The 25,287-nt window shown below is 62.9% G+C and carries 29 protein-coding genes; 13 read left to right on the top strand and 16 right to left on the bottom strand.

Annotation, left to right across the window (positions count from 1 at the left end):
- The first annotated feature begins 82 nt into the window (after nt 1–82).
- Both ACN9MW_RS01335 and ACN9MW_RS01330 read left to right on the top strand, forming a co-directional pair.
- The gene (locus ACN9MW_RS01335) at nt 83–292 is read left to right on the top strand and encodes a YgaP family membrane protein (RefSeq protein WP_426166833.1); all 210 of its coding nucleotides are present in this window, start codon (nt 83–85) and stop codon (nt 290–292) included.
- Nucleotides 292–810, top strand: a complete 519-nt coding sequence (locus ACN9MW_RS01330) for an RNA polymerase sigma factor (RefSeq protein WP_426166831.1) — start codon at nt 292–294, stop codon at nt 808–810. Before ACN9MW_RS01335 ends, ACN9MW_RS01330 begins: the two co-directional genes overlap by 1 nt.
- Here ACN9MW_RS01330 and ACN9MW_RS01325 read toward each other — a convergent pair.
- The 13 genes from ACN9MW_RS01325 to ACN9MW_RS01265 form a co-directional block, all read right to left on the bottom strand.
- Nucleotides 807–1,346: a FixH family protein gene (locus ACN9MW_RS01325; protein WP_426166829.1), complete on the bottom strand. Its 540-nt coding sequence runs from the start codon at nt 1,344–1,346 to the stop codon at nt 807–809. The genes ACN9MW_RS01330 and ACN9MW_RS01325 overlap by 4 nt on opposite strands.
- Before the next feature lie 10 nt (nt 1,347–1,356).
- A complete protein-coding gene (gene ccoG / locus ACN9MW_RS01320; protein ID WP_426166827.1) occupies nt 1,357–2,724 on the bottom strand; it encodes a cytochrome c oxidase accessory protein CcoG in 1,368 nt (455 codons plus the stop codon).
- A gap of 3 nt (nt 2,725–2,727) precedes the next feature.
- Nucleotides 2,728–3,660: a cytochrome-c oxidase, cbb3-type subunit III gene (gene ccoP / locus ACN9MW_RS01315; protein ID WP_426166825.1), complete on the bottom strand. Its 933-nt coding sequence runs from the start codon at nt 3,658–3,660 to the stop codon at nt 2,728–2,730.
- Nucleotides 3,653–3,799: a cbb3-type cytochrome oxidase subunit 3 gene (locus tag ACN9MW_RS01310; RefSeq protein WP_426166823.1), complete on the bottom strand. Its 147-nt coding sequence runs from the start codon at nt 3,797–3,799 to the stop codon at nt 3,653–3,655. The genes ccoP and ACN9MW_RS01310 overlap by 8 nt, the downstream gene beginning before the upstream one ends.
- 1 nt (nt 3,800) lies before the next feature.
- On the bottom strand, nt 3,801–4,415 hold the full coding sequence (gene ccoO, locus ACN9MW_RS01305) for a cytochrome-c oxidase, cbb3-type subunit II (protein WP_426166821.1): 615 nt from the start codon (nt 4,413–4,415) through the stop codon (nt 3,801–3,803).
- 23 nt (nt 4,416–4,438) lie between these two features.
- Complete coding sequence (gene ccoN / locus ACN9MW_RS01300) at nt 4,439–5,863, bottom strand: cytochrome-c oxidase, cbb3-type subunit I (protein ID WP_426166819.1); 1,425 nt, start codon at nt 5,861–5,863, stop codon at nt 4,439–4,441.
- A 78-nt stretch (nt 5,864–5,941) separates the two neighbouring features.
- The gene (gene ccoS / locus ACN9MW_RS01295; RefSeq protein WP_426166817.1) at nt 5,942–6,088 is read right to left on the bottom strand and encodes a cbb3-type cytochrome oxidase assembly protein CcoS; all 147 of its coding nucleotides are present in this window, start codon (nt 6,086–6,088) and stop codon (nt 5,942–5,944) included.
- Nucleotides 6,089–6,092: 4 nt separating this feature from the next.
- The gene (locus ACN9MW_RS01290; RefSeq protein WP_426166815.1) at nt 6,093–8,561 is read right to left on the bottom strand and encodes a heavy metal translocating P-type ATPase; all 2,469 of its coding nucleotides are present in this window, start codon (nt 8,559–8,561) and stop codon (nt 6,093–6,095) included.
- On the bottom strand, nt 8,558–9,343 hold the full coding sequence (locus ACN9MW_RS01285; RefSeq protein WP_426166813.1) for a sulfite exporter TauE/SafE family protein: 786 nt from the start codon (nt 9,341–9,343) through the stop codon (nt 8,558–8,560). Before ACN9MW_RS01285 ends, ACN9MW_RS01290 begins: the two co-directional genes overlap by 4 nt.
- Nucleotides 9,344–9,350: 7 nt before the next feature.
- Nucleotides 9,351–10,781, bottom strand: a complete 1,431-nt coding sequence (gene hemN / locus ACN9MW_RS01280) for an oxygen-independent coproporphyrinogen III oxidase (protein WP_426166811.1) — start codon at nt 10,779–10,781, stop codon at nt 9,351–9,353.
- A gap of 17 nt (nt 10,782–10,798) precedes the next feature.
- A complete protein-coding gene (locus ACN9MW_RS01275; RefSeq protein ID WP_426166809.1) occupies nt 10,799–12,451 on the bottom strand; it encodes a methyl-accepting chemotaxis protein in 1,653 nt (550 codons plus the stop codon).
- 110 nt (nt 12,452–12,561) lie between these two features.
- The gene (gene yiaA / locus ACN9MW_RS01270; protein WP_426166807.1) at nt 12,562–12,969 is read right to left on the bottom strand and encodes an inner membrane protein YiaA; all 408 of its coding nucleotides are present in this window, start codon (nt 12,967–12,969) and stop codon (nt 12,562–12,564) included.
- Nucleotides 12,970–13,014: 45 nt separating this feature from the next.
- On the bottom strand, nt 13,015–13,944 hold the full coding sequence (locus ACN9MW_RS01265) for a DUF808 domain-containing protein (protein ID WP_426166805.1): 930 nt from the start codon (nt 13,942–13,944) through the stop codon (nt 13,015–13,017).
- Nucleotides 13,945–14,052: 108 nt separating this feature from the next.
- On the opposite strand from ACN9MW_RS01265, the gene ACN9MW_RS01260 reads away from it, so the two are divergent.
- From ACN9MW_RS01260 to ACN9MW_RS01250, 3 genes are all read left to right on the top strand, one after another.
- Nucleotides 14,053–14,694 (top strand): LysE family transporter, encoded by a 642-nt coding sequence (locus ACN9MW_RS01260; protein WP_426166803.1) that lies wholly within the window; start codon nt 14,053–14,055, stop codon nt 14,692–14,694.
- Nucleotides 14,691–14,882 carry a DUF1653 domain-containing protein gene (locus ACN9MW_RS01255; protein ID WP_426166801.1) on the top strand — a complete coding sequence of 64 codons (192 nt, stop codon included), beginning with the start codon at nt 14,691–14,693 and terminating at the stop codon, nt 14,880–14,882. Before ACN9MW_RS01260 ends, ACN9MW_RS01255 begins: the two co-directional genes overlap by 4 nt.
- Before the next feature lie 87 nt (nt 14,883–14,969).
- Nucleotides 14,970–16,892: a DUF6600 domain-containing protein gene (locus ACN9MW_RS01250; RefSeq protein ID WP_426166799.1), complete on the top strand. Its 1,923-nt coding sequence runs from the start codon at nt 14,970–14,972 to the stop codon at nt 16,890–16,892.
- 116 nt (nt 16,893–17,008) lie between these two features.
- On the opposite strand, the gene ACN9MW_RS01245 is transcribed toward ACN9MW_RS01250, so the two are convergent.
- On the bottom strand, nt 17,009–17,497 hold the full coding sequence (locus ACN9MW_RS01245) for a phage regulatory CII family protein (RefSeq protein WP_426166797.1): 489 nt from the start codon (nt 17,495–17,497) through the stop codon (nt 17,009–17,011).
- A gap of 95 nt (nt 17,498–17,592) precedes the next feature.
- On the opposite strand from ACN9MW_RS01245, the gene ACN9MW_RS01240 reads away from it, so the two are divergent.
- The 4 genes from ACN9MW_RS01240 to ACN9MW_RS01225 all read left to right on the top strand — a co-directional run bounded on the left by ACN9MW_RS01240 (nt 17,593) and on the right by ACN9MW_RS01225 (nt 20,481).
- Complete coding sequence (locus tag ACN9MW_RS01240) at nt 17,593–18,483, top strand: hypothetical protein (RefSeq protein WP_426166795.1); 891 nt, start codon at nt 17,593–17,595, stop codon at nt 18,481–18,483.
- Nucleotides 18,484–18,486: 3 nt separating this feature from the next.
- Complete coding sequence (locus ACN9MW_RS01235; RefSeq protein WP_426166793.1) at nt 18,487–19,278, top strand: DUF2491 family protein; 792 nt, start codon at nt 18,487–18,489, stop codon at nt 19,276–19,278.
- Between the two features lie 45 nt (nt 19,279–19,323).
- Entirely contained in the window at nt 19,324–20,094 is a 771-nt protein-coding gene (locus tag ACN9MW_RS01230) for a hypothetical protein (protein WP_426166791.1), read from the top strand.
- Between the two features lie 111 nt (nt 20,095–20,205).
- Entirely contained in the window at nt 20,206–20,481 is a 276-nt protein-coding gene (locus tag ACN9MW_RS01225; RefSeq protein WP_426172354.1) for an HP0495 family protein, read from the top strand.
- Here the strand turns inward: ACN9MW_RS01225 and gcvA are convergent.
- Nucleotides 20,465–21,358, bottom strand: coding sequence for a transcriptional regulator GcvA (gene gcvA / locus ACN9MW_RS01220; RefSeq protein WP_426166789.1), 894 nt, complete (start codon nt 21,356–21,358; stop codon nt 20,465–20,467). The two genes, ACN9MW_RS01225 and gcvA, sit on opposite strands and share 17 nt — an antisense overlap.
- Before the next feature lie 102 nt (nt 21,359–21,460).
- On the opposite strand from gcvA, the gene yfcF reads away from it, so the two are divergent.
- The 4 genes from yfcF to ACN9MW_RS01200 all read left to right on the top strand — a co-directional run bounded on the left by yfcF (nt 21,461) and on the right by ACN9MW_RS01200 (nt 24,415).
- Nucleotides 21,461–22,099, top strand: coding sequence for a glutathione transferase (yfcF, locus tag ACN9MW_RS01215; RefSeq protein ID WP_426166787.1), 639 nt, complete (start codon nt 21,461–21,463; stop codon nt 22,097–22,099).
- Nucleotides 22,100–22,166: 67 nt separating this feature from the next.
- On the top strand, nt 22,167–22,835 hold the full coding sequence (gene lipB / locus ACN9MW_RS01210) for a lipoyl(octanoyl) transferase LipB (RefSeq protein ID WP_426166785.1): 669 nt from the start codon (nt 22,167–22,169) through the stop codon (nt 22,833–22,835).
- Between the two features lie 13 nt (nt 22,836–22,848).
- The gene (gene lipA, locus ACN9MW_RS01205) at nt 22,849–23,805 is read left to right on the top strand and encodes a lipoyl synthase (RefSeq protein WP_057265523.1); all 957 of its coding nucleotides are present in this window, start codon (nt 22,849–22,851) and stop codon (nt 23,803–23,805) included.
- 58 nt (nt 23,806–23,863) lie between these two features.
- Entirely contained in the window at nt 23,864–24,415 is a 552-nt protein-coding gene (locus ACN9MW_RS01200; RefSeq protein ID WP_426166783.1) for a YdeI/OmpD-associated family protein, read from the top strand.
- Here ACN9MW_RS01200 and ACN9MW_RS01195 read toward each other — a convergent pair.
- Nucleotides 24,412–25,272 (bottom strand): CHAD domain-containing protein, encoded by an 861-nt coding sequence (locus ACN9MW_RS01195; protein ID WP_426166781.1) that lies wholly within the window; start codon nt 25,270–25,272, stop codon nt 24,412–24,414. The genes ACN9MW_RS01200 and ACN9MW_RS01195 overlap by 4 nt on opposite strands.
- Between the last annotated feature and the right edge of the window lie 15 nt (nt 25,273–25,287).

Raw genomic sequence — 25,287 nt, 5'->3', positions numbered from 1 at the left:
TTTGTAACCGCGAATCCAAATCCGGAATCGACCCCTCTTAGCAGGTGAGGAATTTCCCTCCAACTGCGAAAAGGAGTGCAAAATGTTCTATGTTAAAAATGTCCCAACCTGGGAACGCGCCCTGCGCGTGATCGTTGGCCTGGCAGTGGTGGCGTGGGCAGTCCTGGCCCTCGGCGGGCTGTGGGGCGCGGTCGTGGCGCTGTCGGCGGCGGGGATCGTGCTGTCAGGGCTGTTTGGCTTCTGCCCTGCCTGCGCCATGGTGGGCCGCAAACTGGATAAGGCGAATCGGTAATGGCACTTCTTGAACAGCACCAGCCGGTGCTGCAGGCGGCCCACAGCGGCGATCCGCAGGCCCTGGCCAAGCTGCTGGCGGTGTGCCAGCCCGACATCCGTCGTTATGCGCAGCGCAATTGCCTGATCAGCGACGTGGATGATGCGGTGCAGGAGGTGCTGCTGGTGATGTCGCGCCGCCTGTCTTCGCTGAAGGTGCTGGCGGCGTTTTCCGGCTGGCTGTTCAAGGTCGTGCAGCGCGAGTGCCGGCGGCTTGGGCGGCGCGCCTTCAACTACGACCAGTATGACGAGGAGCGCGCCGAGCAATGGCTGGCATCGCAGGATGATGCAGGCTTGCGGACGGAACTGGTGCAGGCGCTGGAATCGCTGCCGCGCGACTACCTGCAGATTGTGCTGCTGCGCGACTTTGAAGAATTGAGCATTGCGGAGATTGCGCAGGAACTCGGCCTGACGACGGCGGCTACCAAGAGCCGCCTGCATCGGGCGCGTGCGCTGGCGCGCGAATACCTGGTCGGCTAGCGTGCCGTGCCGGGCGTAGTGCCAGCGTCGGCGCGGATCGCCACTTCGCGTTCTACAGGCCATTGCCAGACGCCTTCCAGGCGCCAGTCGCGCTGCTTGCCCTCGACGAGCACTTGCCAGCGCGAGCGCTCCAGCATCGGCAGCGCTACGCTGAAGTTGCCGGCGGCATCGGGGCGGGCCATCAGCACCATGTCGCGATTCGGCTGGGTGGCGTGTTGCAGGCGCACGGACAGTATTTCGTCCGCGAGCGGCTTGCTGCTGCCGACATGGCCGTGCAGCAGGCCTTCCGCTGCGTCGTAGCGCAGGCCGATCGACAGGCCGAGGGCGGCGGCCGCGCGGTCGCGCCGCAAGTCCTGGTTGATCGCCTTACCCTGTTTGTAGTAGTCGCCCACCACCAGCGCATCCTGGCTGGTGAAAGCGACGTAGCTGGTGGCGATGCCTGCCACTGCCACAACGGCCGGGCCGAGCATCAGCAGCCATGGCCAGCGATGGGTATACCAAGGGGCGGCGTCGGCGGGGGCGACGGTAGCATTCATTTCAATCTCCTTAGCGCGGCACGATGAATACCGCTTTTTCCTTGACGGCCAGCGATGGATCATCCAGCGCCGTCAGCTCAATCGCAATCTTGTTGGATCCAGTCTCGCCCTTGCCGTGATCAACGCGCAGGCGGATCGGCACCGCGCGGGTTTCGGTCGGGCCCAGTTCCACGGTATCCGGTACCGCAACCTGCAGCGTATCGATGCCGCTGGCACGGATACGGTAGGTATGGCCTTGTTCGCCGGTGTTCATGATCTGGAGGCGATACACGTTTTCGATCATGCCGTTTTCCACTTCGCGGCCCATCGAACCGCGGTCGCGGATCACGTCCATCTTCAGCGGCGTGCGCAAGGCCAGGGTGGTGAATACGGCGATGATGAACAGCAGCAGGCCGCCGGTATAGAGCAAGACGCGCGGGCGCATGATGCGCTTGCGGATCTCTTTCGCACTCAGGCCGAGCTGCATTGCGCGATCGGTGCTGTAGCGAATCAGGCCGCGCGGCTGCTGGATCTTGTCCATCACGATATCGCAGGCATCGATGCAGGCGGCGCAGCCGATGCACTCGTACTGCAGGCCTTTACGGATATCAATGCCGGTCGGGCAGACCTGGACGCACAGCGAGCAGTCGATGCAGGAGCCTTCCGATTTCGGGCCGCGCGGTTCGCCGCGCTTTTCGTCGTAGGTGATGATCAGCGTGTCGCGGTCGAACATCGCGCTCTGGAAGCGGGCGTAAGGGCACATGTACTTGCACACCTGCTCGCGCAGCCAGCCGGCATTGCCGTAAGTGGCAAGGCTGTAGAACAGCACCCAGAAGGTTTCCCATGGGCCGAAGTTGAACGTCTGCGCTTCCTTGGCGAGGTTGTGCAGCGGCGAGAAATAGCTGACGAAGGTAAAGCCGGTCCACAAGGCCAGCAGCAGCCACGCGAGATGCTTGCCGCCCTTTCGCCAGGCTTTGTTGAACGACATCGGCTCTTTCGCCAGGCGCATCTGGGCGCTGCGCGATCCTTCGAACTTACGCTCGATCCACAGGAACATCTCCGTGTAGACCGTTTGCGGACAGGAGAAGCCGCACCACACGCGGCCGGCAACCGCCGTAACCAGGAACAGGCCCCAGGCACAGGCGATCAGCATGGCCGCCAGGTAGATGAAGTCCTGCGGCCACAAGACCAGGCCAAAGATGTAGAACTTGCGCGACATCAGGTCGAACAGGATGGCCTGCCGGCCATTCCATTGCAGCCAGGGCGCTCCGTAGAAGACCAGTTGCGTCAGGATCAGGCAGATCCAGCGCAGGTTCTGGTAATGGCCTTTCACCTCGCGCGGGAAAATATCCTCGCGCTTGGCGTACATCTTGATGACTTGTGGTGCGGGGGCGTTCATTTCTTACCGAGAAGCGGTGACTGGAGGGTTCGACAGGCCCCATACATAGGCTGCCAGCACGTGCACTTTGCCTTCGCCGAGGAAGTCCTCGAAGGCAGGCATGGTGTTGTTGCGGCCCTTGCGGATGGTTTCCATGATGGTCTCGGCGCTGCCGCCGTACAGCCAGGTCTTGTCGCTCAGGTTAGGCGCACCCAGCATCGGGTTGCCTTTGCCGCCTGCACCGTGGCAGGCCATGCAGGCGCTGAACTTCGACTTGCCCATGACGGACTTGATCGGGTCGTGCGTGCTGTCCGACAGGCTCAGGACATACTGCGCAACGTTCTCGATGTCCTTTTCCGAGCCCACTGCCGCGCCCATCGGAGGCATCACGCCGTGGCGGCCCTTCATGATGGTCAGCTTGATGGTGTCCGGATCGCCGCCGTGCAGCCAGTCCTTGTCTGCCAGGTTCGGGAAGCCCTTGTTGCCGCGTGCATCGGAACCGTGGCACTGTGCGCAGTAGGTCAGGAACAGGCGTTCGCCGATGGCGTGCGCCTGTGGATCTGCCGCTACGGCTTTCAGGTCCTGGCCCTTGTATTTGTCGAACAGCGGGCCGTACTCCTTCTCGGCCTTGGCCAGTTCTTCCTTGTGCTCCTTGGCGGAAGTCCAGCCCAGCGAGCCCTTGTAGCTGCCCAGGCCCGGATACAGCCACAGGTAGCCGATGGCGAAGGCGATGGTCAGGTAGAACAGCCACATCCACCAGCGCGGCATAGGCGTATTCAGCTCGGTCAGGTCCTCGTCCCAGATATGGCCGGTGGTGCCGACTTTGCCGTCCACCGACTTCAGGGCCGAACCCTTGACGGACGACTGGGACCACAGCAGCACGCCGCAGCCGACGATGCCGATGACGGTCAGGACGACGACGTACAGGTTCCAGAATTCGCTGGTGAAATCAGCCATGGTCCTTCTCCTCGTCTGCGAAAGGCAGCTTGGCTGCTTCTTCCCAGTTACCGCGCTGGGCCCACCATACGATGCCGAGGAAAGTGAGGAAGGAAATCACCGTCATCACATTGCTCGCATTGCCAAAAAAGTTTTCCATTTCAGTTCCTCGTCTTGATCAGGGTGCCCAGGCCTTGCAGGTAGGCCACCAGTGCATCCTCTTCCGTCTTGTTGGCCAGTTCGGCCGGTGCGGCGGCGATTTCTTCTTCCGTGTACGGGTCGCCCATGCGCTTCAGTGCGCGCATCTTCGGCACCACGTCTTCCGGCTTCAGCTTGTTCTGCGCCAGCCACGGATAGTTAGGCATGTTCGATTCCGGCACCACGTCGCGCGGGTTGTTCAGGTGGGTGCGGTGCCACTCGTCGGAGTAGCGGCCGCCAACGCGTGCCAGGTCTGGGCCGGTGCGCTTGGAGCCCCACTGGAACGGGCGGTCATACACAAACTCGCCCGCCACCGAGTAGTGGCCGTAACGCTCGGTCTCGGCGCGGAACGGGCGCACCATCTGCGAGTGGCAGACGTAGCAGCCTTCACGCACATAGATGTCGCGGCCGGTCAGGCGCAGCGCGGAATAAGGCTTCAGGCCCGCCACCGGCTCCGTGGTCGACTTCTGGAAGAACAGCGGGATGATCTCCACCGCGCCACCCACCGATACCACCAGCGTGACCAGCGCGATCAGCAGCCAGGGGTTCTTCTCAATCCATTCATGGGAAAATTTCATCTTCTACTCCGATCAGTTGCCACTCAGGCGGCCATGCTCAATTCAGGGATGCGTGCACGCGTCGTTTCGCGGCCCTTCAGGGTCATCCAGGCGTTGTAGGCCATGATGCACATGCCGGCCAGGTACAGCAGTCCGCCCAGGAAGCGCACCACGTAGTACGGATAGGTGGCCTTGACGCTTTCCACGAAGGTGTAGGTCAGGGTGCCGTCGGCGTTGACTGCGCGCCACATCAGGCCCTGCATCACGCCGGCAATCCACATCGCGGCGATGTACAGGACGACGCCGATGGTGGCGACCCAGAAGTGCAGGTCGATCAGCTTGGTGCTGTACATCCTGGTCTGGCCGGCCATGCGCGGGATCAGGTAGTAGATCGAGCCCATGGTAATGAAGCCCACCCAGCCCAGCGCGCCGCCGTGAACGTGGGCGATGCCCCAGTCGGTGTAGTGCGACAGTGCGTTGACGGTCTTGATCGACATCATCGGGCCTTCGAAGGTGGCCATGCCGTAGAAGGACAGGGACACGATCATCAGCTTCAGGATCGGGTCGGTGCGCAGCTTGTGCCATGCGCCGGAGAGGGTCATCATGCCGTTGATCATGCCGCCCCAGCTTGGCGCCAGCAGGATCAGGGAGAACACCATGCCCAGCGATTGCGCCCAATCAGGCAGCGCGGTGTAGTGCAGGTGGTGCGGACCCGCCCACATGTAGGTGAAGATCAGCGCCCAGAAGTGCACGATCGACAGCTTGTAGGAGTACACGGGACGCTCGGCCTGCTTTGGAATGAAGTAGTACACCATGCCCAGGTAGCCGGCGGTCAGGATGAAGCCCACCGCATTGTGGCCGTACCACCACTGGATCATCGCGTCCTGCACGCCGGTGTACATGGAATAGGACTTGAACAGCGAGGCCGGCATCGACATCGAGTTCACCACGTGCAGCAGGGTCACCGCCAGGATATAGCCGCCGAAGAACCAGTTGGCGACGTAGATGTGCTTGACCTTGCGCTTGACGATGGTGCCGAAGAAGACCACCGCGTAGCTGACCCACACCAGGGCGATCAGGATCGAGATTGGCCATTCCAGCTCAGCGTATTCCTTGCCGCGGGTGAAACCCATTGGCAGGGTGACCACGGCGGCCAGGATCACCGCTTGCCAGCCCCAGAAAGTGAAAGCTGCCAGCTTGTCGGAGAACAAACGGACCTGGCAAGTGCGTTGCACCACGTAGTACGACGTGGCGAACAGGCCGCTGATGCCGAAGGCGAAAATCACTGCATTGGTGTGCAGGGGACGCAGGCGACCGTAGGTCAGCCAAGGAATGTCCAGGTTCAGGGCGGGCCAGGCAAGTTGGGCGGCGATGATGACGCCGACCAGCATGCCCACAACGCCCCACAGTATGGTGGCGATCGCGAATTGCTTCACGACCTTGTAGTTGTAGTCCAGTGATTGATCCACTTTGAATTCTCCAGGCAGACACTTTGATGAGATATGTCAAAGGTTACCGAGGAGCACTTCAAAAAAACATGACGTGGATCAAATCCGGTCGTTGTCCTGCAAAACGCGGATGGCCGGGCCTACCAGATCGTCGAACTGGCCGTCATCCGAGGCCTTGAAAAACAACCACAGCGCGCCGAAAACCAGGCCGACGCTGATGGGGATGAGCAGGTAAAGTGATTCCATTTTTTTAACCTCTGCGCAAACGAAGCGCATTGAGAACGACGATGGCGGAGCTGGCCGCCATGCCAACGCCGGACAGCCAGGGGTTCAGCACACCGAAGGCCGCTGCCGGAATGGCAACAATGTTGTATAGCGTGGCCCAGGCCAGGTTCTGGCGAATCACGCGCATGGTCTTGTCCGCGCTGCGGGCGGTTTCCGTCAGCAGCGGCAGGCGGGCGTCGAGCAGTACGCAGTCGGCATGTACTTGTGCCAACGTTGCCCCGCTGCCCATTGCGAAAGAGACATCGGCCGCGCTCAGCACGGCGGCGTCGTTGATGCCGTCGCCAACCATCGCTACCACGCCGCCGCGCGCTTGCAGCGCCTGGACGTATGCCAGCTTTTCGTCCGGCAGGCAGTCGCCGATCGCCTCCGTGATGCCCAACTGTCCTGCCACGCTCTCCGCCAGTGACTGCTGGTCGCCGCTTAGCAGCACGACCTCCTTGCCGAGCCGCTGGAAGAATTCAACCGTCCGCCGCGCATCCGCCCGAAGTGCGTCGGAAATGCGGAAACGTCCCAGCCAACGGCCCTGCATGCCCAGCCACACGGTGGTCATCGGCGAGCTGTCCGTGGCGCCCGCAGCGCCAGCCGTTCCGGCCAGGCCCGATCGCGGTACCGGGCTGCCAGCGATGCCGGCTACATATGCCGCAGTGCCGAGGCGATAGCGAACACCATTGACCATGCCTTCCATGCCCTGCCCCGCCAGTTCGTGCAGGCCGGTGGCGCCAGCCGCGCCAGCGCCATGCGCTTCAGCGGCGGCGCTGATGGCCCGTGCAATCGGGTGCGCGCTGCCAGTTTCGAGTGCCGCTGCCACGCGCAGGATGCCGATGATCCGCGCGCCATCGATCGCGTCGATGTTTTGCACGGTTGGGCAGCCTTCCGTCAGCGTGCCGGTCTTGTCGAATACGATATGTGTGGTGCGGTGCAAAGTCTCGAGGACATGCGGCTGCACGACCAGGGCGCCTTTGCCCAACAGGCGGTCTGTCGCTGCTGCCAGCGCCGAGGGAGTCGCCAGCGACAAGGCGCATGGGCAGGACACCACCAGTACGGCAATCGCCACCGGCCAGGCGCGCACTGCGTCATGCCAGGTCCAGAAGCCAAAGCTGGCCGCCGCGAACAGCAGCAGCGCAGCGACAGACCAAGAGGCGGTACGGTCCGCCCATTGCGCGATTTGCGGCTTGGCGCTGCCGGCGCGCTCGATCAGCTTGAGCAGGCCGGCCAGGGTGCTTTCGCGCGCCGGCTTCTCGACGCGCAGTACGACCGGGCTGCCTGCGTTGACCGCGCCGCCGGGAATCGTATCGCCGACAGTCTTGCGCTGCGGGGCGCTCTCGCCGGTCAGCAGCGACAGATCGACGGCCGTGCTGCCTTCAACGACAACGCAATCGGCTGCCACGGATTCGCCGCCTTTGACAATGATATGGTCGCCGGCGGCAAGTGCGCTGGCGGGCACGGTGGTGGCATCGCGCAGGTCCGGCCAGGCAGCCAGGCGCTGCGCCATCTCCGGTACGCCATGGCGCAGGCGCGACAAGGCGCTGGCTGCCTTGCGGCGCGCCACCATTTCCAGGTAGCGGCTGGCCAGCAGCAGGAAAATGAACATGGTGACCGAGTCGTAATACACCTCGCCGTGGCCGCGGAAAGTCGATACGGCACTACCGATGAAGGCGGCCATGATGCCTAATGCCACCGGCACGTCCATGCCCAGCACGCGCGCCTTCAGGCTGGCCCAGGCGCCTTTCAGGAAAGGCTGGGCAGAGTAGGCAATGGCGGGCAGCGTCAGGAGCAGGCTGGCCCAGCGCATCAGGCTAGCCATGCCGGCATCCAGCGTGCCGTCGTCACCGGCCATGTATTCCGGCGCCACGTACATCATCACCTGCATCATCGACAGGCCGGCAACGAAGAGCTGGCGGCCCAGCGTGCGGCTGGCTTTCTGCAGCTGCGCGTCGTGGCGGCTGGTATCGTAAGGCCAGGCGTTGTAGCCAATGCTGCGCACCGCCTCCAGCAGCGCCGCGGCGGTAGTTTTATCCTTGTGCCAGCGAAGGAACAGCTTTTCCGTGGCGACGTTCAGGTTGGCCATTTCCACGCCTTCGACCTGGCGCAGCCGATGCTCGATCAGCCACACGCAGGCGGCACAGCGGATGCCTTCCACCAGCAAGGTCGTTTCGCGCGCATCGCCATCGTCGATGATGTTCGGATCGTCTTCCGGCAGCGCGAGCGCGGCTGGCACCAGCGCCGCTGCGACGCCCGCCTCGCCCGGCGCGGCAAAGCCATTGCGCTCGCGGTAGTAGCTGGCCTGGCCGATATCGACAATGGTCTGCGCAACAGCCGCGCAGCCAGGGCAACACATTGCGCGCTCGACGCCTTCGATGTTCACATGCCAGTTGGCACTTGCGGCGACCGGCTGGCCGCAATGGAAGCAGGCCGCAATTTCATTCATCATCATGGCTGCACCGTCAGGCAAAGCACATCGAACAATGCGTGCTGGCCGCCGCTGGCTGCGCGGGCCAGGCCCAGCACGCCGAAGCCCAGTACCAGCAGGCCGCAGGCCACTCGCACTGAGCGTTTTTGCAGGTACTGGCGCAGCTTCGAACCAGCTATGCCCATCGCCAGCAGCATCGGCAGCGTGCCCAGGCCGAAGGCGCCCATCACCAGGGCGCCATCCAGCGCGGAGCCTGTCAGCATGGCTGTCAGCAGCATGCTGTACACCATGCCGCAAGGCACCCAGCCCCACAGGCCGCCGAGCGCCAGCGCCTTCAACGGCGTATCCATCGGAACCAGGGGCTTGACCATCGGTTGCACGCGGCGCCACAGGATGCCGCCCACGGCCTCCACGCGGGCCAGGCCGCGCCAGGCGTCCATCAGGTAGAGGCCCATGGCGACCAGCATCAGGTTGGCCATCCAGTAGGCGATCAACTGCGCGGATGCCATTTGTGCCAGGCTGGCGATGCTGCCGGCGATGCCGCCTGCAATTGCACCAGCCAGCATATAGCTGCCAATGCGCCCGCTGTTATAGGCCAGCACGTGGCCAAGCGCGCCTGCATTGGCGCCGGCCCAAGTCATGGCGGCAGTTCCACCCGTGCCCATGCGCGCAATCGGGATCACGCGAGCACGCGCCGGCGCGGCGGACGGACCGCCAACGCTGAACGCGCTGACGATGCCGCCGCACATGCCGGCGCAATGCACACTGCCGGCGAGGCCGGCAATCAGGATGGGCAGCAGGTTCATGAACTCCTCAAATCGTGCGCGAGAAGCGCAGCGGATGCACTTGTCCCGGCGCCGTTCCTGCAGCACGGTCGGCAGTCAGGTGGCGGTCGAACACCATGCAGATATTGCGGATCAGCAGGCGACCCTTGGGCGTTACGGAAATCCAGTCGTCTTCGATCGCCAGCAAGCCGTCGCGCTCGAACTCGCGCAGCTTTTCCAGCTCCTTGGCGAAGTACTGCTTGAAGCGGATCGGATAACCGAGTTCCAGCGCCGAGATCGACAGCTCGAAGTTACACATCAGCATCTGGATCACCATGCGGCGCAGCAGGTCGTCGTTGTCCATCGCGTAGCCGCGTGCGATCGGCAGGCGGCCTTCGTCCAGGCGCGCGTAGTATTCGTCCAGCGTTTTCTCGTTCTGGCTGTAGGTGCCGTTCACCGAGCTGATGGCAGACACGCCCAGCGCCACCAGGTCGGTTTCGGCGTGGGTCGAGTAACCCTGGAAGTTGCGATGCAGGCGGCCCTGGCGCTGTGCCACGGCCAGGTCGTCGTCCGGCTTGGCGAAATGGTCCATGCCGATGTAGACGTAGCCGGCCTTGGTCAGGCGATCGATGCACAGGGCCAGCATATCCAGCTTCACGGCCGGCGTTGGCAGCTCGTCTTCCGCAATACGGCGCTGCGGCTTGAACAGGTGCGGCATGTGCGCGTAGTTGTACAGCGCGATGCGGTCGGGATTGGCCTCGATCACCTTGTCCATCGTTGCCTGCATGGTGGTCATGCTTTGCTTTGGCAGGCCGTAGATCAGGTCCACGCTGATTGAGCGGAAGCCCGCGTCGCGCGCTGCCTGGATCACGGCCAGGGTTTCCTCGGCAGGCTGGATGCGGTTGACGGCCTTCTGCACGTCAGGATCGAAGTCCTGCACGCCCATGCTGACGCGGTTGAAGCCCTGCTTGCGCAGCGTGTGGATACGTTCAGCGTCGACGGTGCGCGGGTCGATCTCGATCGAGTACTCGCCCTCTTCATCCGGTGCGAATTCGAAGTGCTTGCGCATGTGCGCCAGCAACTCGCCCATCTGGTCGTCATCCAGGTAGGTCGGGGTGCCGCCGCCGAAGTGGAGCTGCTCCACGCGGTTCATGCCCGCGAACAGCTTGCCCTGCATATCGATTTCCTGCTTCAGGTAGCCAAGGTAGGTGACGGCCTTGCTGCGGTCCTTGGTCACCACCTTGTTGCAGGCGCAGTAGTAGCAGACCACGTTGCAGAAAGGGATATGGACGTACAGCGAGAGCGGTGCACGCGCCCCGCGCATGCGCAGGTTGGCTTGCGCCTCGAGGAAGCTGGAGTAGCTGAAGTCCGGCTTGAAGCGGTCGGCGGTCGGGTACGAAGTGTAGCGCGGGCCGGAAGTGCTCATGCGGCTGATCAGCTCTGCATCAAACTGTACGGTTGGTTCTGCAATGGTATTCATGATTTTCTCGTTCGGTATCAGGCTGCGAGGCGTTTGGGCGCCTTACGGGTTGGCTGCGCGCCGCGTGCCGAATTGACAGCCGTCAGGCGCGCATGACGGGTGCGTTCAAATTTGAACAGGCTGAAGGCGTCGCGCAGGTGGCCGGCTTCGTCGGCCAGGCTGACCGCCGCTGCGGCGGCCTCTTCGACCAGGCCGGCGTTCTGCTGCGTCACCTGGTCCATGTGGTTGACGGCCTGGTTGACCTGGTCGACGCCGATGCTCTGCTCGCGGGAGGCGGTGGAAATCTCGTGCATGATGGTGGTGACCTGCTTGACCGAGTTCACCACTTGGTCCATGGTGGCGCCGGCGCGTTGCGCACGTTCCATGCCGGTGCTGACCTTCTCCACCGAGATTTCGATCAGCTGCTTGATGTCCTTGGCGGCAGCGGAGGAGCGCTGCGCCAGGTTGCGCACTTCGCCAGCCACCACGGCGAAGCCGCGGCCCTGCTCACCGGCGCGTGCCGCTTCGACCGCGGCGTTCAGCGCCAGGATATTGGTCTGGAAGGCGATGCCTTCGATCAGGCCAATGATGTCGACCACGCGCCGGGACGAGGAGTTGATCTCGTCCATGGTCGCAATCACTTCGGACACGATCTCGCCGCCTTGCACCGCTACGCCGGAAGCGCTGACTGCCAACGCGTTCGCTTCCATCGAGTTCTCGGCATTGGCCTTCACGGTCGAAGAGAATTCCTCGATGCTGGAAGCGGTCTTTTCCAGGCTCGCTGCCTGCGATTCGGTGCGGCCGGCCAGGTCGGCATTGCCGGCGGCAATCTGCTTGGTCGCCACGGCCATCGCATCGATATTGAAGCGCACGTCGCGAATGGTGGCGATCAGGTTGTTATTCATCTGCTGCAGGGCGCGCAGCAACTGGCCCACTTCGTCGGTGCTGTCGGTGTCGAAGGAGCCGGTCAGGTCGCCGGCCGCGATCAGGCGCGCGCCATCGAGCGCGCGGCCCAGCGGCTGCAGCATGCCGGTGCGCAGCGTGTACCACAGGAAGACGTTGATCAGGAAGCCAAAGGCCGTGGCGCCAAAGATGCCCCAGCGCGTCACGTCGCTGGTGCCATCGGCGAACAGTGCAGCGATGCAGACCGCGATCTGCAGCACGTTGACCACGCTGGTGGCCAGCCAGATGCGCATGGCCAGCGACACATGGCTCAGGCGTGCCAGCACGTTCGACAGGCCCAGGCGCACGATCTGGCCATTCTTGATGCGGATATTGCGGGCACCGGCAATGATCTTGCGGTAGGCCTCGGTCGCGGCCGCGATCTGGCCGCGTTCGGCCTTGGTGCGCACCGACATGTAGCCGATGGTGCGGCCGTTTTCCTTGATCGGGGTGATATTCGCTTTGACCCAGTAGAAATCGCCGTTCTTGCAGCGGTTTTTCACCAGGCCGGTCCAGGGAATGCCGGCGCGGATGGTTTGCCACAGGTCGGCAAACGCTTCCGGCGGCATGTCCGGGTGGCGGATGATGTTTTGCGGCTGGCCAATCAGCTCCGCAGCGGAGAAGCCGCTGATGTGCTCGAAGTAAGGATTTACGTAGACGATATTGCCTTCCAGGTCAGTCTTGGAGACGATCGCCTGGTCTTCGTCCAGTTCTACTTCCTGATTGGTTACCGGTAAATTCTTACGCATCGCGCGCTCCCTGTTGACTTTCTTGCTATAACGCAAGATCACAGGGAACAGTCTAGGGACTTGAGCGCGCTTTTTTAATGATGTAGATCAAATCTGGCAGGGTTGGCCGGTCAGGCCACTTCTGCCTGGATTGCCGAACTGTCACGAACGTTCTTTTGCACTGCGACGGCGGCAAACAGGCTCAGGGCAAAAGCCATGCCGTAAAAGCCTTTTTCGCTGAGCGCCAGGTTGGCATTCCACAGACCGACCCCCAGCAGCAGGATAGCGGACGCGGTGGAAATCCAGCACAGGCCGAAGTACATATTCGACACGCGAATGCCTTCCACTTTGTCGCGCACCGACTTCTGCAGCGATACGGCGGCGAACAGGCCGTACAGCAGCAAGGTCAGGTAGTACCCTTTCTCGTTCAGCGCCATCTGGGCATTCCACAGGCCGGCCAGGAAGGCGCCGGCGCCCAGCAGCAGGGCGGTCCAGGAGGCGCCAACAAACGCGCCGGAAGGTCGGTTATGGGTCGACATCGGATTCTCCTTGTTAAAAATGACAGTGTGCCGCCGGGCCAATGCTTAGCGCTTGACCACGCTCAACAGTTTGCTGCCGATGGTGACGACCGCCAACACGATAGCGCCGGCGATCACGCCGCCAATGGTATCCAGCGCGGACGGGGTAATGGCAGCCAGCAGGGGACCAACGCCGCCCACCGAACCGGCAGCTTCGGCAGCGTGATGGATCACGTCATGCGCGCCAGGAATACCGTGGGTCAGGATGCCGCCACCGACCATGAACATCGCGACCGTACCGGCAACCGACAGGAATTTCATCAGCTTGGGCGCCGCAGTCAGCAGGAAACGGCCGATCGCCTGCACGGCGGCACCGGCACGCTTGGTAAGGTACAGGCCGGCGTCGTCCATCTTCACGATGGCGCCCACCAGGCCATATACGCCCACGGTCATCACGATGGCGATGCCAACCAGCACCGTCACCTGTTGCAAGAAGCTGGCGGCCGCCACGGTGCCCAGGGCGATTACGATAATCTCGGCCGACAGGATGAAGTCGGTACGCACGGCGCCCTTGACCTTTTCCTTTTCCATTGCCACCAGGTCAACACTCTGGTTCGCATCCACCAGTTCCTTGTGGTGCTGCTCATCTTCCGCCGGCGAATGCAGGAACTTGTGGGCAATCTTCTCGAAACCTTCAAAGCACAAGTAGGCGCCGCCCAGCATCAGCAGGGGCGTAATCGCCCATGGCGCGAAGTAGCTGATCGCCAGCGCAGCAGGCACCAGGATCGCCTTGTTGATCATCGAACCCTTCGCTACTGCCCAGACAACAGGCAGTTCACGGTCGGCTTGCACGCCTGCGACCTGCTGCGCATTCAGCGCCAGGTCGTCGCCCAGCACACCCGCGGTCTTCTTGGCTGCCACTTTGCTCATGGCAGCCACGTCGTCCAGGATGGTGGCAATATCGTCGATCAGTGCAAGCAGGCTGGAACCGGCCATTTCGTATAACTCCAAAGAAAAATTACAGGATCGACAATCTAACACGCCGCCGCAGCCAGCGGGCATCTTCAACGCTACAATGAACTCTTTATTCGTCGGTAATCGGTCATGACTTTCACCACCTGGATCACCTTTGTCATCGCTGCCTGCATCATTGCCGTGTCGCCTGGTTCCGGCGCGGTGTTGTCAATGTCGCATGGTTTGTCCTATGGCGTGAAGCGTACTTCCGCCACCATCCTCGGCCTGCAACTGGGCTTGCTGCTGGTGCTGGCGATTGCCGGCGCGGGTGTCGGCTCCCTGCTGATCGCCTCTGAGGTCGCCTTCAGCGTGGTGAAGACGGTAGGCGCGTTGTACCTGATCTGGCTGGGCATCAGCCAGTGGCGCGCCAAAGTCGCCGCCGGCGAAGGCGTACATGCCGCCCGCCAGGCGCTGCCGACCTTCCGCAAGCGCGTGATGATCGGCTTCCTGACCAATGCCACCAACCCGAAAGGCATCATCTTCATGGTGGCGGTGCTGCCGCAGTTCATCAACCAGCATGCTCCGCTTCTGCCGCAATTGGCCATCCTGGCCGCAACCATGTGCGTGATCGACCTGGTGGTGATGCACAGCTACGCCTTCCTGGCCTCGTCGATGCAGCGCTTCTTCCGCGAATCTTCTGCCATCAAGGTGCAAAATCGCGTATTTGGTGGTCTTCTGATGTTTATCGGCGGCGCCCTGTTCTTCGTCAAGCGGGGAGCGGCACAGGCATGACCACCCAGTTCCGGCATTACAAGGGCGGCATCTACGATCTGGTGTGCGAAGCCACGCTGGAATCCGACCTCAGCACAATGATCGTGTACAAGGCCGCCAACGGCTCCATCTGGTGCCGCCCGCGCGAAGTTTTCTTCGAAATCATCGAAGTGGATGGCAAGCAGGTGCAGCGTTTTACCCCCATTTGAAATTATTTGTAACTTGCGTCCTCGCCAAGGGGGCTCAGGCGTTATATAAAAACAAAAACGCCGCAGACGTTCCCTTGGAGAGATAGAATGAGCCGCAAGATAGTGCAGTTCCTGGCGCTGGCAGCGCTAGTCGCAGTGACCTCGGTTGCCATGGCCGATCCGCCCGCCCGGGTGGGACGGGTGACGGTTACCGAAGGCAGGGTGACCATGCTCGTCAACGGCGAAGAAGAATCCGGCAACCTGATGAACTGGCCGGTCACCAGCGAAAACCACCTGACGACCGCGTCTGGCGCCCGTGCGGAATTCCGCGTCGGCTCCACCGCCATCCGCCTGGACGGCGACACCGACCTCGAGGTGCAGGAACTGGATGACGAGCGCCTGGTGCTGCGCCTGAACTACGGCACCGCCGCCGTGCGCGTGCGCGATCCGGCCATGCTCAATGAATTCGAATTCCTCACGCCGCAAGCCCGCATTACGCTCACCGAACCCGGCTCCTTCCGGGTCGACACGGAGCGCGCTCCCGACACCACCGTGGTCAACGTCTTCGCCGGCAATGCCCGCGTTGAAGGCGCCGGCACCATGCTGACCGCCCGGTCCGGAAAACGCGTGGAAGTACGCGGCGACGACATCTTTACCGCGCTTGCGCGGCGTGATGATTTCGACAACTGGGTCGCCAACCGCGACCGCCGCGACGAAGGCATGGTCGCTTCGCGCTACGTGCCGGCTGACATGACCGGCTACGAAGACCTGGATAATTACGGCAACTGGGTGGAAGACCGCGAATACGGCACCGTCTGGTTCCCGCGCGCGGTGCCGGTCGGCTGGGCGCCCTATCGTGACGGCCGCTGGGTCTGGATTTCGCCATGGGGCTGGACCTGGGTCGATAACTCGCCCTGGGGTTATGCACCGTTCCACTATGGCCGCTGGGTCGTGGTCAGCGGTCGCTGGTGCTGGACGCCGGGACGCGTCATTGGCCGCGCAGTATGGTCGCCCGCGTTGGTGGGCTGGGTCGGCGGCAATAACTGGAGCGTAAGCTTCGGCTCGGGCCGTTCCGGTCCCGCCGTTGGCTGGTACCCGCTGAGCCCGCGCGACCGCTATGTGCCGGCTTACCGCGTATCGTCCGATTTCGAGCGCCGCCTCGTGTGGAATCACCGCACCAACGAGCGCTGGCACGAGCGCTACCAGGACCGCAACCACGATGGCCGCCGCGATGGCGTGACCGCCTTGCCGAGCGACCAGTGGGGGCGTGGCCGCCATATTCCGGTGAACAACGGAGCGCGCGTCACGCCGCAGGACGTGCGCAACGTGCCGATCATGACCGCGCCGCCGGTCTTGGCTTCCAGCTTGCAGCGTCCGCAACGCCAGGAACCGCCGCCGAGCCGTGAAGATCGCTTCAACCGTGACCGCGACGACCGCTTCAATCGCGACCGTAACTGGGAGCGTCGTGCCGAACGCGGCCCGGACCTGCGTGGCCCTGAGCGCCAGGAACAGCAACGCCAGCAGTTGCTGCAAACCCAGCCGCAGCAACCTCAGCAGCTGACGACGCCGCCACAGCAGCCGCGCCAGAACTGGACCCGTACCGATAATGACGAGCGCGACAATTGGCGCGGCCGCAATATGCGGGAAGAGCAGCGCCGCCCAGGCATCATTACGGCGACCCAGCAGCCGCCGCAACTGCAAGCAGCGCCGCCGCAAATACCGCAGCCGCAGCCGCAACGCGTGGAGCAACCGCGCCATGAGCCGCGCTTCGGCGGAGGGGACCGCGAGGCCCGGGAAGACCGTGGCCGCCGCGACGCACCGCCGCAGATGCAGATGGCCCCGGCCCGCCCGCCGCAGATGTCGCCACCACCGCAGCAGGCCCAGCCGCAACCACAGCCGCAAATGCAACCCCAAATGCAGCCGCAGCAGCAACATCAACAACAGCCGCAACAGCAACAGCAGCAACAGCAGCAGCGCCGTGAAGTGCGTGAACGTCGCGGCGAAGATCGCCGGGAAGAAGAGCGCCGTTAAAGCGATGTCATGAAGGGGTAGCGAAACAAGGATAAGCTGCGCGCCTTGTCCCGACTATTTCGCCCCCACGGAAGAATGAGTCTTAGCCAGCCGGCCAACAGGCCTGGCTGGCTTTTTTATTTGCCGATTTTCGCCCGCTGGCGAATGCGCTCGCGCCACTCGCCCAACGCCGACAGCGCGCCGTGGAACTCCCGCTCGATCAGGTCGGCCTCCGCCTCCGTCACCTTGCCATCGATCAGCGCCTCGGACACCGCCTCCGCCACCGCGCCCACCTGGGCCATCACCTTGCACACCGTCTGCGACAGGTCGTCATTGCTCACCTCATCGGGGATAGGGACGATGAAGGCCGCCATGCCATGCCGCGTTAGCAGCGCGTGCAGCGGCAACATGGCTTCATGCACGCCAGCCTTGTGGCACAGGTCCACGATCGTTGAAACCTCCTCGAACGAGGGGTAATGCGAAGCGATGGTCGGCGCCAGCTTATTGCGCAGCACGTTGGCCGAAATGCCCATTTGCTGGGCAAGCGCCTCAATGCCGCCGGGATAGGTACGCGCCACCTTGTAAAGCGCGTCGTGCTGGTTCATGTCCAGGTATTTCTTAGTCATGGTGAAGCTGGCCTTTTTTTACCGATGCAGTCGGATTGTTTGAAAGATATGCTGATTTTCATCGAAAGTTTAACTACCTGACAACGGTGAATTTCATGTTCAAGCGCACTCGCTTCGCGGCCATCATGGCAATCGTGGTGGCAATTGTAGTCGCCAACACGGCCGATGCCCGCCCAAGCGGCTCATACCGCAGCGGCTTTTCCTCGAGCCGCAGCACGGTTTCGCGCAGCGTCAGCACCCCGAGCAAGCCAAGCTTCGGCACCTTTGGCCAGCGCCAGTCGCAGCCGCCTGCTGCGGCACGCACGCAACAACGCGATTCGGCGATGTCCCGTGACCTCGACCGCCGCGCCGCCCAGGACCAGGCGATGCGCACCTATGACACGCGGCGTGCGGCCGCTACTGGCCAGCCGGCGCCCGGCAGCTTCGGCAGCTCCACGGCCTCCCGCACCGGGACCACGCCTCCGCTGCCTCCGCTTGATCCGGTCGTTCCTGGTGGCCGCAGCGGCGGAAATGGCGGCTACAGCAACGGCGCCTTTGCCCAGCACGGCGCCCCGAACAGCGGTTCGACCAGTGCGCCGGCGCCCGTAATCGTCCGCGACAGCAGCAACGGCTGGCTGTGGGGCATCGGCGGCTTCATGCTGGGCCGCGCAGCCAGCGGCCATGCGGCTCCGGCCCCTGCTCCTGCTGCTCAGCCAGCCCCGGCACCGGCGCCAACCGTCCAGGGTGACGTCAGCGGCAATACCGGTGCCATGGCCGATGCCGCCGGCGCGAGCGACATTGCTGGTGCTGTTGTCGAGACCGCCCGCCAGCAGCAAGTACAAGCCCCGGCCGCCAAACCAGCCGCCCACGAATCGAGCACCCTGGCCAAACTGGCAGTCGCCTTGCTGATCGGCGGCCTGGTGTGGCTGGCCTGGAAAGCCTTCAGGATGATGGCCGCGGCGCAGGAAGTGAAAAAGAACGCTAACTACTCGTTTGAAAGGAACTAAGGAATGGGCTGGAAAGACGCCATCGATTACCTGCGCAGCGGCGCCAAGCGCCGCGGCGTCGACAGCGACGCGCCGCAGCCGGAAGACCGCGGCCTGCCGCTGGCAGCCCGGATCGGCAGCGTGGTGAACCTGCAAGCGTCGCCCCTGCTGCGCGCCAACGCCAACGGTTCCCTGGTCGCGTTGCCGGAAGCGGAAGACAGCCGGATCCTCGCCATTTCGCAGTTCAAGCTGTCGATGGCCGGCCGCCTGTACCGCTACTACCTGGCTAAGGGCGACGAGGACGAGCGCGAAAAGTTCCTCCAGCTTTATGTGGACGAGCACGGCGAGGTGAAGGAAATCCTGTACTGCACGCAGCTGGTGCGCTTCATCCCCACCACGGCGGAAGACCAGGACGCCTTCACTGGCGCAGATGGCTGCGGCCTTGGCGACCTGCAATTCAGCCTGTGGCGCAGCCAGCTGGAGGAAAGCGGCGCGGACAGCGCAGTGCTGGCCACCGCCTTCGGCGAGCAGGAAGCGCTGGACTTCGAGCGCGATGTTGGCGACCCGAATGCCGGTTTCGTCCCGCCCTTCACGGGCACCGAAACCCGCATCGACGAAGCCAGCGGCATGCAGGGCCTGAAACAAGAGCTGTACTTCATGCCCTACGCCCGGCAACTGGGCGACGGCAGCAAGGAATACCTGCTGGTCACGACGGAGATCCTCCAGAGCGTGAACGGCGATGCAAGGAAACGCGGAATTCACGTCGACTTCGTAGTGGGAATTCCGGTGGAGCAGGAACGGCTGGTCATCCAATAACGACCGCCGCATTGGTGAATTGAACTTAACTGAAAGGAAGCAAAAATGAGCAACTCGAATGGCTGGGCCCTGACTGCACGACTGATTTCCAAGCACTTTGGCGCCCTGGGCGACCGCGTGTCGGAAGCCATCGCCAGTTTTGACCCGGAAACGGCGACCGAGGCCGACCGCGACCGCCTGGCCGACACCCTGCGCAGCGCCGCCCAGAAGCTGGCCCAAGCCCGCGCCGCCTTCAATAAGGAGCGCGACGACGTGGTCCGCCTGCGCAAACTGATCGAAACCGACGAAAAAGCCACCGGTACCCTTGCCGAACGCCTGGCCGCCGGCCAGATTTCGGAAGCGACGATCAACCTGTTCTGCGACGAGCTGGAAGCCAACAAAGGTCGCCTGCCGCAGGAAATCCAGGAAGAAGCCGACGCCCAGGCCTATATGGAAGAACTGCAGAAGATCGTCGACGCCCTGTCGCAGCAGCTGGCCGACTTCGATGCCGCCGCGAAAAAGGCGATGCAAGCCCTGGCCCAGGCCAAGGCCCAGCGCGACCTGCAGCAAGTGCGCGCCGAGCGCCAGAGCCAGCTGGCCAACCTGTCCGGCATGCGCGGCAATACCAGCGCGCTGAACGCGCTGACCAAGCGCGCCCAGTCGATCGCCAACGAAGCCGAAGGCATGAAGATCGTCTCCGACATCGGCCAGCGCCCTTACGACCAGGCCGCAGAAATCGAAGCGATCCGCAAATCGGTGACCAACCCGGCCAACGGCAGCGAATCGGCCCTGGAACGCCTGCAGCGCCTGTCGAACAAGGCGCCAGAAGCCGCCTGACCTTGAAAAGTGGCCCTCAGGGGCCATATAGGTAACGATGTAAAATGGAACCCGGCGCACTCGCACCGCGCCGGGTCTTTTTTTTGTTGTTACAAGATTGGAAAAATCATGATGAAACCCATCTCGCCTGAAGAGTCCCTCATTGAGTACCCGAGCGACTTCCCGATCAAGGTGATGGGCGCCACCCACGACGCCTTCGCCACCACGATTATCGAGGTAGTGGTCGAGCACGACCCGACTTTCCACGAAGGGAAGCTGGAATCGCGTCCGTCGGCAAAAGGGAATTACACCAGCCTGACCTGCACCGTGCGCGCCACCAGCCGCGAGCAGCTGGACAATATTTACCGCGCGCTGTCCGGCCACCCGATGGTCAAGATGGTGCTTTAAGAAGCTGGCTGCGGGCGATTTCCGCCTTCAGCCACTCGCGGAACGCCCGCACCTGCGGTTTCTGCAGGACGTGCGGCGGACTCGCCAGGTAGTACTCATACGCGCAAGGCGTGGCGATATCGAACAGCCGCACCAGGCGTCCCGCAGCAATCTCCTCCATTGCCACCAGATGACGCACCAGCGCCACCCCGTCGCCGTCGACGGCGGAACGGACCTGCATCGACAAGTCCTCGAACATGACACCGCCGGCGGGCTCCGGTAGGCTGAGTCCGGCTGCCTGGAACCACGGCGTCCAGGCGTCCTCTGATCGCAGCAGCGTGGCGCGCGCCAAATCCTGCGGGCAGGCCGGCAGGTCGCCATCGCGATAGCGAGGACTTACTACTGGATAAAGGATTTCGCTGCTCAGGTGGACCGTTTCGAGCCCCGGATACCTGCCGCGTCCGAAGCGGATGCCGATATCGATCCCGTCGCGCGCCAGGTCTTGCAACTGCTGGCCGAGCTGTAGCACGACTTCGATTTCCGGGTGCTGTTCTATAAACCGTCCCAGCCGAGGCGCCAGCCAGCGTGCGGCAAAGGAGGGGATGGAGGTCACGCTCAAGCGCTGCAACCCTTGCTGCGGCCGCAGCTGGGCGGCGCCGTTGGCCAGCTCTGCCAGGCAGCGCGCCACGGTGGCTGCGTATTGCCGTGCCTCCTCTGTCGGTGTCACGCGCCGCCCATGGCGCACAAACAGCGGCACCTCCAATTCCTGCTCCAAGCCGCGGATCTGATGGCTGATCGCGCCATGCGTCAGGCACAACTCTGCCGCCGCCCGCGAGAAATTTCCGTGGCGCACTGCCGCCTCAAAAGCGCGCAAGGCAGAAAGATTGGGAATTCGCATGTGAAAAAAATTAGCAAGACGGTTGAAAATATATCGTTTTGGCTAGCATGAGGCAAGCAAATATTATGTAAATAAATAACTTTACCAAGCCGGAACGCCGCCATGAGTCTCAAACTGTATGTGGACAGTCAATTTGTCAGTCCTTACGCCATTTCCGCCTACGTCGCCCTGCGCGAAAAAGGCCTCGACTTCGAGCTGGAGACTGTGAACCTGGACGCCGGCCAGAACAAGGAACCATCATTCACCGACAAGGCCCTGACTGGCCGCGTGCCATGCCTGGTGCATGATGACTTCATGCTCACCGAGTCGAGTGCCATCACTGAATACCTGGAAGAGATATATCCCGCGCCGCAATACCCCAGCTTGTACCCGGTCCGCCCTGAGAAACGTGCGATCGCGCGCCAAATCCAGGCCTGGATTCGCAGCGACCTGCAGGCGCTGAGGGAAGACCGCAGCACCTATACCGTGTTCTACAAGCGAGCCGAACAGCCCGAGCCCCCACTGTCCCCGGCCGCCCAGGCGGCAGCGAACAAGCTAATGCAACTGGCCGGACGCCTGGTCAACGGCGATTACCTGTTTGGCAGCTGGTGCATTGCCGATACCGACCTGGCCATCATGCTGAGCCGCCTGGTGATGAATGGCGACCCGGTGCCGCAAAAGCTGAAGGATTACGTTATCTTCCAGTCGCAACGACCGTCCTTGCAAGATTGGCTAAAGAACATCAACCTGATGACAGGCTAAGGAAATCGGCATAAAACTGCCTAGTCATTAAGCAGCGCCAAGGCTGGAAAGGTATAATGGCGGCCTTATGCCTATTCAGCCGGCGGTCATCCGCCATCTCGGCCAAGCCGAATACGAACCAACTTTCGCAGCGATGCGCGCCTTCACCGACGCGCGCCAGGAAGACACGCCCGACGAACTGTGGATCGTCGAGCACCCGCCCGTCTATACGCTGGGCCTGGGTGCCGACCGCGGCCACCTGCTGGCCGGCGCCACCTCGATTCCCACGGTGCAGACCGACCGCGGCGGCGAGGTGACTTACCACGGCCCCGGCCAGGTCGTGATCTACCTGATGATGGACCTGCGCCGCAACAAGAAAGGCGGCAAGCTGTATGCCCGCCAGTTCGTCAACAAGATCGAGGAAGCGATCATCAATGTGCTGGCCGCGTATAATCTCGCCGGCGAGCGCGTTGAAGGCGCGCCCGGCATCTACATCGCCAACGGCCCGAAAAAAGGCGCCAAGATCGCCGCCCTCGGATTGAAGGTGCGCGGCAACGGCTGCACCTACCACGGCGTATCGCTGAACGTGGGCATGGACCTGGCCCCCTTCACCTGGATCAATCCCTGCGGTTACGCAGGCCTGGAAACCATCGACATGCGTTCGATGGGCGTGGATGTCCCGCTGGCCGATGTCCAGCAGGCACTGGCCAATGAGCTGGTCAACCAGCTGCAGGTGGCCGAACCTGAATTAACTTGAAAGCAAAGCAGCCATGACTTACAACCCAAGCGACAAGCAAAAAGGCGCCGACAAGACCTCCCGCATCCCGATCAAGATCATCCCGATCGAACAGGCCGAGCGCCTGAAGAAGCCGGAGTGGATCCGCGTCAAAGCGGCATCGCATTCCTCCCGCTTCTACGAGATCAAGGACATCCTGCGCGAGAACAAGCTGGTGACCGTGTGCGAAGAAGCGAGCTGCCCGAACATCGGCGAATGCTTCGGCAAGGGTACTGCTACCTTCATGATCATGGGTGACAAGTGCACCCGCCGCTGCCCGTTCTGCGACGTGGGCCACGGCCGTCCGGACCCGCTGGACACCCAGGAGCCGATCAACCTGGCCAACACCATCGCCAAGCTGCGCCTGTCCTACGTGGTGATCACCTCGGTGGACCGCGACGACCTGCGCGACGGCGGCGCCGGCCACTTCGTCGAGTGCATCACCAAGACTAAGGAACTGTCGCCCAAGACCCAGATTGAAGTGCTGGTGCCCGACTTCCGCGGTCGCCTGGAAAAGGCGCTGGACATCTTCGCCGACGGCTTGCCGGACGTGATGAACCACAACCTGGAAACCGTGCCTCGCCTGTACAAGGAAGCCCGTCCGGGCGCCGACTACCAGCACTCGCTGACCCTGCTGAAAGACTTCAAGGCACGCTACCCGCACGTCAAGACCAAGTCCGGCCTGATGGTCGGCCTGGGCGAGACCGACGAAGAGATCCTGGAAGTGATGCGCGACATGCGCGCGCACGACATCGACATGCTGACCATCGGCCAGTACCTGGCGCCGTCCAACAGCCACCTGCCGGTGCGCCGTTACGTGCACCCGGACGTATTCAAGATGTTCGAAGAAAAAGCCTACGAAATGGGCTTCGCCCACGCCGCGGTTGGCGCCATGGTGCGTTCCTCGTACCACGCCGACGTCCAGGCCCACAACGTCCTGGAACAGGCCTGAGCCGAATCAGCCATTCTGAAGTAGTATATTGCCGACCTAATAACAACGGGAGGCAAGAATGGCTGAGCATAAATGGCACGAGGAATTCGAAGCACTGCGCAAGATCGTTCTCTCCACGCATTTGGCCGAGGAGACGAAATGGGGTTGCGCGTGCTTTACCTACAATGACCAGAACGTGGTCCTGATCCACGGCTTCAAGGAATACTGCGCGCTTCTGTTCTTCAAGGGCTCCCTGATGCAGGATCCGGAAAACATCCTGGTGCGGCAGACTGCCAACGTTCAAGCAGGGCGCCAGCTCCGCTTCACCGGCCTCGCCGACATCAAGCGGCAGGCAAAAATCATCAAGGCCTACGTCGAAGAAGCGATCGAGCTGGAAAAGTCGGGCGCCAAGGTCGAATTCCGCAAGACCGAAGACTTCCCGATGGCCGACGAATTCCTGCAAAAGCTCGACGAGCATCCAGCACTGGCGGAAGCCTTCTACGGCCTGACGCCGGGCCGCCAGCGCGGCTACCTGCTGCACTTCTCCTCCGCCAAGCAATCCAAGACCCGCCAGTCGCGCGTCGAGAAATGCATGCCGCAGATCCTGGCCGGCAAAGGCCTGGACGACTAGAGTTTGCGGCGGGCGAAACGCAAGGCCTTCGGCATCTCATGCTCCTGCCGCTCCGCCAGCAAGCCCTCCAGGAACGACAGTTCGGCCGCATGCCTGGGCAAGTGATCCTGCAGGGTGCGCAGCAGGTCGCGTGCAACACGGCCGTCGTTCAGCTTGCCCAGCAATTCCTGCGCGTCGGACAGTACCTGCGCGCGTGCATTCATGTTGAAGAACTCGCGCATATAGCGCTCCTTCTTCACTGCGATGCGCAGCCGGTGCAAGCTGCTGGGCTGCGCTGCGTCAAGCCGGCGGATGCGCTTCCTGACCCGCTCGCGCGCCTGCCGCAGCAAGGACCGCGCCACCTTGCGCGCATCCTTGTCCCAAGGCTGTATGCGAGCCGGATCACGCCACAGGCGTTCCCCGCTCCATAGTGCCAGTTCGTCCATGAGCGCCTTGCAGCGTGCACCATGCAGCAAATGCTGGATGTGGGCGCGCTGCTTCGCAGCCAGCTCTCGCGCCATCGCCTCCACCGGTTCGGACGAACCGCCAAGGCTGGGCAAGGTCGACTCAAGGAAGACGTCCCAGTTGCGCGTCCGGCCCAGCTCAACGCCAAACCAGCGCAGTTTGCCAGCGGTCCCCACCGGCATCGGATCCCAGGACTGTGCTGCCGACAGGAACGCGCGCAAACGCCGGACGCCGATCCGCATCTGGTGCAGGCTTTCTACGTCCCCCGCCAGCACGCCCGGCAAGTTGCCACGGACCTGCGCCAGGCAATTCCGGGCGATGGCCTCGAACGCCTCGCCAAACCGCGCAGTGCGCCGGATATTGACCGGTGCTGCAGCCACGGCATGGGCAAACAGGTTCGGATGCGATTCCATTGCGCCAGTATAGGC

Source organism: Pseudoduganella sp. R-34 (assembly GCF_049904655.1).
In the GTDB taxonomy this organism is placed as follows: Bacteria; Pseudomonadota; Gammaproteobacteria; order Burkholderiales; family Burkholderiaceae_D; genus Rugamonas.
This window is presented reverse-complemented; position numbering and strand designations above follow the sequence as displayed.